The organism is Saccharopolyspora endophytica (assembly GCF_018070075.1).
Taxonomy (GTDB): domain Bacteria; phylum Actinomycetota; class Actinomycetes; order Mycobacteriales; family Pseudonocardiaceae; genus Saccharopolyspora; species Saccharopolyspora endophytica.
In genome coordinates this window covers 101,025-109,012 of record NZ_JAGPXE010000004.1, presented here as the reverse complement: position 1 = coordinate 109,012, position 7,988 = coordinate 101,025, and the positions used below count along the sequence as shown (strand labels likewise).

Annotated in this window: 3 protein-coding genes; all 3 read left to right on the top strand. The window is 72.2% G+C overall.

Going from position 1 to position 7,988, the window contains the following annotated elements; all coding sequences use genetic code 11:
• The first annotated feature begins 64 nt into the window (after nt 1-64).
• Genes KBO27_RS11165 through KBO27_RS11155 form a run of 3 tightly spaced genes read left to right on the top strand, consistent with a single transcriptional unit; the run spans nt 65 to nt 7,901 of the window.
• Nucleotides 65-3,547 (top strand): hypothetical protein, encoded by a 3,483-nt coding sequence (locus tag KBO27_RS11165; RefSeq protein WP_210969925.1) that lies wholly within the window; start codon nt 65-67, stop codon nt 3,545-3,547.
• The gene (locus KBO27_RS11160) at nt 3,544-4,509 is read left to right on the top strand and encodes a hypothetical protein (RefSeq protein WP_210969924.1); all 966 of its coding nucleotides are present in this window, start codon (nt 3,544-3,546) and stop codon (nt 4,507-4,509) included. The genes KBO27_RS11165 and KBO27_RS11160 overlap by 4 nt, the downstream gene beginning before the upstream one ends.
• Complete coding sequence (locus KBO27_RS11155; protein ID WP_210969923.1) at nt 4,506-7,901, top strand: right-handed parallel beta-helix repeat-containing protein; 3,396 nt, start codon at nt 4,506-4,508, stop codon at nt 7,899-7,901. Before KBO27_RS11160 ends, KBO27_RS11155 begins: the two co-directional genes overlap by 4 nt.
• The last annotated feature ends 87 nt before the right edge of the window (nt 7,902-7,988 follow it).

Here is a 7,988-nt window from a genome sequence, read left to right as displayed (position 1 = left end):
TTGAACCTCCTCGCGCTCGCCAGCCGTGGAAGTAACGGGGCGACAGGGAGGAGGCAGGCAGCACATGGGCGCAGTGGTCGTCGAGCGAACGGGTGCAGGCGTGGTCGTGCGCGCGGAGGAATCGGGTGCCCCGATACCGCCGCCTCCGTTCACCCTGGCGGACGGACGCACGCAGGTCTACATCGACGAGTCCGCGCTGCCCGCTTTCGACCAGCTCGAACCCGAGGTGCTGGCCGCCTTGCGCGCCGAGCTGCGCCCCGACGGCGTCGGTCTTCCCGCGATCCGGCTGCTCTCGCCCCGGGCGGGGCTCGCGGCCCCGAACGGCTCCCGCCCGCTGGCGCTGAGGTTGTCCGAAGCCCTCGGCGTCGAGGTCGTGGCCCCCGACGGCGAACTGGTCATGCTCCCCGGCGGCGAGCTCTTCTCCGCTGGTCAGCAGACCGGATGGGTCGGGTTCCGGCCCGGCCGGTCGAAGCTTCACGACGGCCCCAGCTACCCCGTCCCGGAATGGCAGGACGGGCTCTCCACGAGCCTGCGAACCCGGCCGATCGACCCGCGGATCAGCGTCACACCCATCCCCGCCGGGGTCTGGGTGCGCACCGCCGGTCAACCGGCCAGGCCCCACTCCGACATCGGGTTCCGGGTGCCGCTGTCGCGCAACCGGCTCGCCATCGTCGTCGGCGCACCCGGTGAGCCGCTGCCGGCGACCGAAGCCCTCGCCGCCTTCGTCGGCGGTCTCCCCGCGCAACTGCGCGAGACGTTCGGGCTGATCGGGTACGGGCCCGAACCGGTGAGCGTCCGGCCCATCGCGCAGCAGCTCGCCGAGCTGATCGGACAACCCGTGCACGGCTGCCACGCCGTGCCGCAGTACCTGCCCGAAGGCGGGCAGACCTGGCTGGTGCCCGACGATTCCGGCCGGCCCAGCTGGCTCCCGTTCGTGCTGGAGAGCACCTACCAGCCCGGAGTTCCGCCGATCCCGCGGAACTGGCTCCCGCCGGTCTCCGGGCTCAGCGAGGCCGGGACCGGAACGTTCTGGCTGCAGGACGGGTGGCTGGTCGACGTGCTGCCCGCAGGTCTGCTCGTGCGCCCCGTCCGCGTGCCGGTCGACCCCGTCGCATCGAGGCTCCCCATCTCGCCGGACGCCGTCAACTTCGTCATCAGCTCCGCGGGGGGACCGCCGCCGCAGCGCGTCCTGACCGCGGTGGAACGGCTCGCCGGTGGGCTGCCCGCTGCCGCGCGGGAACGCCTGCGCCTGATCGCCACGCCCCACGCCGAGCCCGGCTACCTGGGACGCCTGGCCGCGTCGCTGAAGGTCGACGTGCACGTGCTCGGCACCGCAGGCCCGGGTCCCGCCGTCGAGAGCTCCGCGAGCGCGCCGCTGGGCGCGCACCCCTGGGAAGCGTCCACGGGTGTGGTTCCGGTGGGAATCGGTGGCCAGACCGTTGCCTGGATTCCCGCACCCCCATCAGCTGCGTCCTCGGGGGCCCAGCCCACCGCCCAGTTGCCGACGGTGGCGCAGCAGAGCTTTGCCGCGCCCGCCCCGGAGGAGCCTGCCACGACGCCGGATGGTGCGGCGCCGCAGCCGATTCGGCACCAGCCGACCGAGCCGTTGCGCATCGTCTCGCCGGTCGTCGTCGACGCCGAGGGACGGATGCGGCCCATCGGTGACGGGTGGCGTCCCGGTCAGGCCGACACGGCATCCCCGGTCGCTCCTGCTGCTGCCGCTGCGGACGTGGCGCCCGTTCCGCCGGTTCCCGCAGGGCTGGGACCGGCCACGCCGCTTCCGCAGTTGTCGCAACCGCAGTCGCCGCAAGCGCAGGCACCGGAACCGCCGGTGCCGGATGCCCAGCGGCCTGTCGATCAGGAACCGAGCGGGCCGATCACGCCGGCGCTCGCCGCCGTCGCCGAAGCCGAAACCCCCGCTGCACCGGAAAGGCCGGTCGAGGAGCGGAAACCGGTTGTCGTGAGCCCCGTCGCGGTGCCCGTCACGGCGACATCGGTGCAGATCCCGGCCGTCGCGTCCAGCACCCCGCTCCCGTCGATGAAGCCCGCGGAACCAGAGCCCGAACCCGAACCCGAACCCGAGCCGGAGCCCGAACCGGCGGCTCCCGTGCGGGCCGATGCGGCACCGGAAGCCCCGGCACCCGTGGCACCGCCGCCCGTCGCATCGGCGGTCGGACCGCTGCCCGCGGCACCGCGGGTTGCGGCCGCCCCGGCCCCGCCCGCACCTGCGCCAAGCCCGCCAGCCCCATCACCGATGGCGCCCGCAACTCCTCCCGCTGCGGCTGCGGCTGGTCCGTCTCCGATCGCTCCCGCTGCCGCGGTCAACCGGATGCACGCTCCCGCTGCTGCACCGGCGGTTTCGGCGCCGGTTCACGCACCTGCCCCGACTCCGGCAGCGGTAGCCCAGAAGCGGCCCGCACCGGGGCAGGTCGTTGCGGCCGTTCCGGTGGCGACCACCGCGGTGCCCACCGAACCTGCGGTGCAGCAGGCGGTTTCCGACGCGGTCAACTCCGCAGCAGCGGCTGACGCGAAGGACGAGGCCGCCCAGGACGCCCTCGACTCGAAGTCGGCCGCGGAGCAGACGACGACGTTGAACCTGGCCGACATCCGAGCAGCTGACGTGCAGGAAGGTTCCGCGGAGCCGGAATCCGCACACCAGGCGGAAACCGCTTCGACGGACCAGGTCTCGTCCGTCGAGGCGGCCGAGACGAGCGCGGACGTGTCCGAAGCCGTCGCGGAGGCCGAGACCGATGATCAGGTCGCCGCAGCCGCGTTGAAGCCGCTGCTGCTGGTCGACCACGCCAGCACCGAGGAGGACCGGCAGCAGTTCAAGAAGTCCCTCGGCTGGAAGTACGACGCCGCTACCCGGTCGGTGACCAGGCTCCTCGCCGAGCGGCCGGGACTGCGAGGCGGCATGCCGGTGGACGACGCGATGCTCACCGAACTCGCCGCCGTGCACGTGTTCGCGACCTCTGACCAGCGTGAGTTCGTCAACGCGATCCGCACCGGAGACGTGGCCTCGCACTACCCGTTCATCTCCTGCCTGGCGGGTGGCCTGCGGCGGCTCCCGTCGCTGCAAGGACTGGTCGTGCGCGGCGGCCCCGGCGACGCGGAGACCGTCGAGGACTACGTGGTCGGCAGCGAACTCGTCGAACCCGCGCCGATGCTCGGCGTCTCGGACGAGTCGGCGTCCGTGCCCGGCTCGGTGGAACTGCTGATCTGGTCGGTGACCGCGCGGCGGCTCGGAGGTCTCGCCGCCGACGAGAACGCCGCCGACGTCGTGTTCCCGCCCGCCACGTCCTACCGGGTGCTGGCCGTGGAAGCCGATGCCGGTCGAGTGCTGCTCACCGAGGTCGGGAAGAAGCAGCGGTCCGAGGAAGCCCGCAAGCGGCACGACGCCCGCGTGCTGGAACGCCTGACCGAGGCCGCCAAGAACCGCGACGAGCGGCCCGCCGCCGATGCCACCGCACCCGACCACGAGCGGTACTCGGTGCTGCTCGGCGAGCCGACGAGCCCGTTCGCCAAGGCCGCCGGAGTCGATCGGTGAGACCGGAACCCCCCGAGGTGCACGGTCTCCTGCTCCAGCTGGCGGGCCGGATCCCCGACGCCGAGCTCGCGGTCCTGCGCACCTGCCTGGCCGACGACGAGCTCGACGAGATCGCCGACTCGCTCATCAGCGCCGTCGGCCTGGGCCTGGCGCTGACCGAGCCGGAGGTCGAACTGCTCACGGCCCTGGCGCAGGAGCACGACATCGACGCCGCCGCGCTCGCGGAGGCACCGCGCGCCACCGAACCACCGCCGTGGCGGTTCGCCGCGGAATCCGCCGACGACGCCGACGAGGCCGCAGTGCGGTCCGCCGAGCGGGTGGGGGGAGTGCGGGCGCTGTGGCGCAGCGGCCGGGTCTCGGCGGAGACGACGGAGCCGGTGTACCTCGTCGAAGCGGAGCAGGACGCCGATCTCGTCGAACTCACGGCCGAGATCCAGCACGGGCTCACCGAAGCGGGCGCCGACCCGCGCGTCGAGGTCTTCCACGCCGACGCCGCCCCGACCCGGTACCACGAGGCCGCGCTGGCGACGTCCGAACTGGTCTGGAACCCGGCGCCGCCCGCGCGGCTGGCGCGGGTGTTCGACGGTGCCGACACCCTCGGCAAACCGTTCTTCCGACCCGATCACCCGCGCGCCGAAGCGGTGGAGCGGCAGCGCGTGCTCGGTTACCTGCGCTCCGCGCCGATCGCGATGGCCACCGATCAGGTCATGCCCGATGTGATCGACCCGAACCGCACCGTGCCGCTGAACTTCCGCTCGGACGGCACCTGGGTCTGGAACGACGCGGTCCACTACTACCTCGACCGCTACCACCTGGCGCCGGATCCCGACCTGGTCTCGCACGTGGTGGCCGCGAGCACCGAGCCTCCCGCGCTCGGCCGGCTGGACCTGCACCGCGCGATGGGTGTTCTCACCGAACGATTGAAAACCGAATCGGCTGAAGAAAAACTGGGGCGAGAATGACCAACACACGATCGATGCTGTCGGTCTCCGCGACCGCCCCGGACTCGTTCCGCACCATCGGTGACGCCATCGCGGCGGCGACCACCGGTGACGTCATCTCCATCCAGCCCGGCACCTACACCGAATCAGTGGTGCTCAGCCGCGACGTGACGCTGTCGGCGGCGGGAGCGGAAGGGGGCGTGCGGATCGAGTCCACCGGTGACCCGGCCATCGTGATGGCGGCCGAAACCGCGGTGCTCTCCGGCTTGGTCCTGGTCCACAGCGGACCCGAGACCTCGGCCATCGACGTCTCCACCGGTCGGCTGAAGCTGGAGGAGTGCCGCGTCGAGGCGTCGTCGGCGGCAGCGCTCTACGTGCACGGCCAGGCCGAGGCCAGCGCCAGCGGAACCGAGTTCACCAACCCCGCCGGGGCCGGGGTGATCGCCATCGACGGCGCCGAGGGCCACTTCGGGAACTGCACGATCAGCAACGTCAAAGCAGCCGCGGTCGTGATCCGCACCGATGCCGACCCGCAGTTCGTCGGATGCACCATCGCCGACGCCGAGGGCAGCGCCGTGCTGGCCGCGGAACGCGCTCGGGGCGCGATGCGCGATTCCCGGATCGTGCGCGCCGGGAACCCCGCCGTGGTGGTGGAGGGCAACAGCTCCTTCCGGCTGAGCGGCACCTCCATCACCGAGCCGGCCGGTGTCGGACTGCTCATCGCCTCCCGATCGACGCCGGTGATCGAGGACTGCACGATCACCTCCCCCGGGGCGCAGGGCGTCGTGCTGGTGCAGCAGGGCGAGCCCGAGATCCACCGGCTGCGCATCGACAAGCCCGCCGGGTACGGCGTGCACGTGCTCGAAGGCTCCCAGGGCGAGTTCGGCGAGTGCACCGTCGTGGACTCCCGGGACGCCGGGGTGTGGATCGCCGGGGCGTCGCCGTCGTTCTCCTCGCTCGACGTGACCGGTGCCGGTGGCGCCGGGGTGGTCGTGACCGAGAACGGCACCGGGACCTTCCGCGAGCTGACGCTGCGACGCCCGGCCGGTCCCGGCATCGAGGTGCGCGGTGCGAAGGTCATCATCTCCGGTGGCGCTGTCGCGGAGGCGACCGGCGATGCGGTGCTGCTGGCCGCGAAGGCGCAGATCGAGGTCGAGGACGTCGCGATCTCCGGCGCCGGGGGCGTCGGCGTGCGCGTCAGCGAGCAGAGCTCCGCAGACCTGCGCGGGATCACCGTCGCGGCCAGCGGGGGAACGGCGGTGCTGGTTGCCGATGGCCAATCGGTGCTGCGCAGCTGCGACCTCTCAGACGCCGGGGAGCACGGTGTGAAGGCCTCCGGGACCTCGTCGGTGGCCCTGGAGCAGACCCGCATCCGCGGCTGCGAGGGCAACGGTCTGGAGTGGGCGGCCGGGTCCTCCGGCGTGCTCGACCGCTGCGAGATCTCCGGGAACGCCGCCGACGGCATCGTCGTCGGCTCCACCGAGTCGATCAGCGTCCGCGACACCGTCACCAAGGACAACCGCGGCGCCGGTGTGCGGTTGCAGGTCCGCCGCGACAACGTGCGGCTCAGCGGAATCACCAGCGCCCAGAACGGCGACCCGGAGAGCGACTCGGGTGAGGCCGCACCCGAGTCCGACGATTCCCAGCGCTTCGGCAGCTCCCGCAGCGCCGACGCGGCGCCGTCGAGCGAGTCCGGCTACGAACCCGTACCGGCGCAGGCCAAGCGGAGCTCGGAAGGCCGGCTGGGAGAGCTCCTCGGTGAGCTCGACGCGCTGGTCGGTCTCACCGACGTCAAGCGCGAGGTGGAGGTCCTGACCCGCCTGGAGCAGATGGCCGAGAAGCGCGCGGCGGTCGGGCTGCCGATGCCGCCGATGAGCAGGCACCTGGTGTTCGCGGGTTCGCCCGGTACCGGTAAGACGACGGTCGCGCGGCTCTACGGGCAGATCCTCAAGGAGCTCGGCGTGCTGCGCGCCGGCCAGCTCATCGAGGTCGGCCGCGCCGACCTGGTGGCCAGCGTCGTCGGCGGCACCGCGCTGAAGACCACCGAGTGCTTCGAGAAGGCCCTCGGCGGTGTGCTGTTCATCGACGAGGCCTACACGCTCTCCGGTGGAGGTGGCGGCGGCGCCGACTTCGGTCAGGAAGCCGTGGACACGCTGGTGAAGCTGATGGAGGACCACCGCGAGGACGTGGTGGTCATCGTCGCCGGTTACACCATGGAGATGCGCAAGTTCCTGGCCACCAACCCCGGCCTGGGATCCCGGTTCTCGCGGACCATCGAGTTCGCCGACTACAGCAACGAAGAGCTGGTCACCATCGTCGAGGGCATGTGCCGCGCCAACGACTACCGGCTGGAGTTCGAGACCCGCGAGGCGGTGCTCGGCTACTTCTCGAAGTACCCGCGGGACGAGGCGTTCGGCAACGGCCGCACCGCCCGCAAGGTGTTCGAGGAGATGATCGGCCGCCAGGCCTACCGCCTCGCCGACGACCCCGAGCTCAACCCCGTCGCCATGACCCGGCTGCTGCCGGAGGACATCGGTGCGCTGCCGGGCAGCGGTGTCGGGGCGGGTGCGGCCAACGCGGACACGGCCAAGGTGGAGAGCCTGCTCAACAAGCTGCACCACATGGTCGGCCTGGCCGATGTGAAGTCGGAGGTCGGCAACATGGTCGACCTGCTGGCCTCGGCCAAGCAGCGCCAGGCCGCCGGACTGCCGGTGCCGTCGCTGAGCAGGCACCTGATCTTCGGCGGGCCGCCCGGTACCGGTAAGACGACGATCGCCCGCCTCTACGGCGAGATCCTCGCCGCGCTGGGCATCCTCCAGCGGGGGCAGGTCGTCGAGGTCGGTCGTGGTGACCTGGTCGGCGAGTACGTCGGCCACACCGCCCACCGCACCACCGAGGCGTTCGACCGGGCGCGCGGCGGTGTGCTGTTCATCGACGAGGCCTACACGCTGTCCTCGCAGCGCGGTTCCGGCTCCGACTTCGGTCAGGAGGCCATCGACACGCTGGTCAAGCTGATGGAGGACCACCGCGACGAGGTCGTGGTGGTGGCGGCCGGGTACGAGGGGCAGATGGAGGAGTTCCTGTCCGCCAACCCGGGTCTGTCCTCGCGGTTCTCCCAGCGGGTGCGCTTCGCCGACTACAGCAACGACGAGCTGGTCACCATCGTCACCCAGCACGCCGCTGCGGCCGGCTACGAGTGCACCGGGCCGACGGTCGCGGCGCTGCGGGCGCACTTCGTGTCCACGCCGCGAGGCCCGTCGTTCGGCAACGGTCGTTACGCGCGCCAGGTCATGGACGCCGCGGTCACCCGCCACGCGAAGCGGCTGCGGCGCACGGCGTCCCCGACGCTGGAGGACCTCTGCCTGCTGCTGCCCGACGACGTTCCGGCCGCGGGCGAGGTCGCCAGCGGCTGAACCCCGCAGCCGAGTCGCTCGGAGGCGGTGCGGGGTGCGAGCGATCTCGCGGCCGCACAGCTCGCGACCAAATCCGGGTGGACGGGT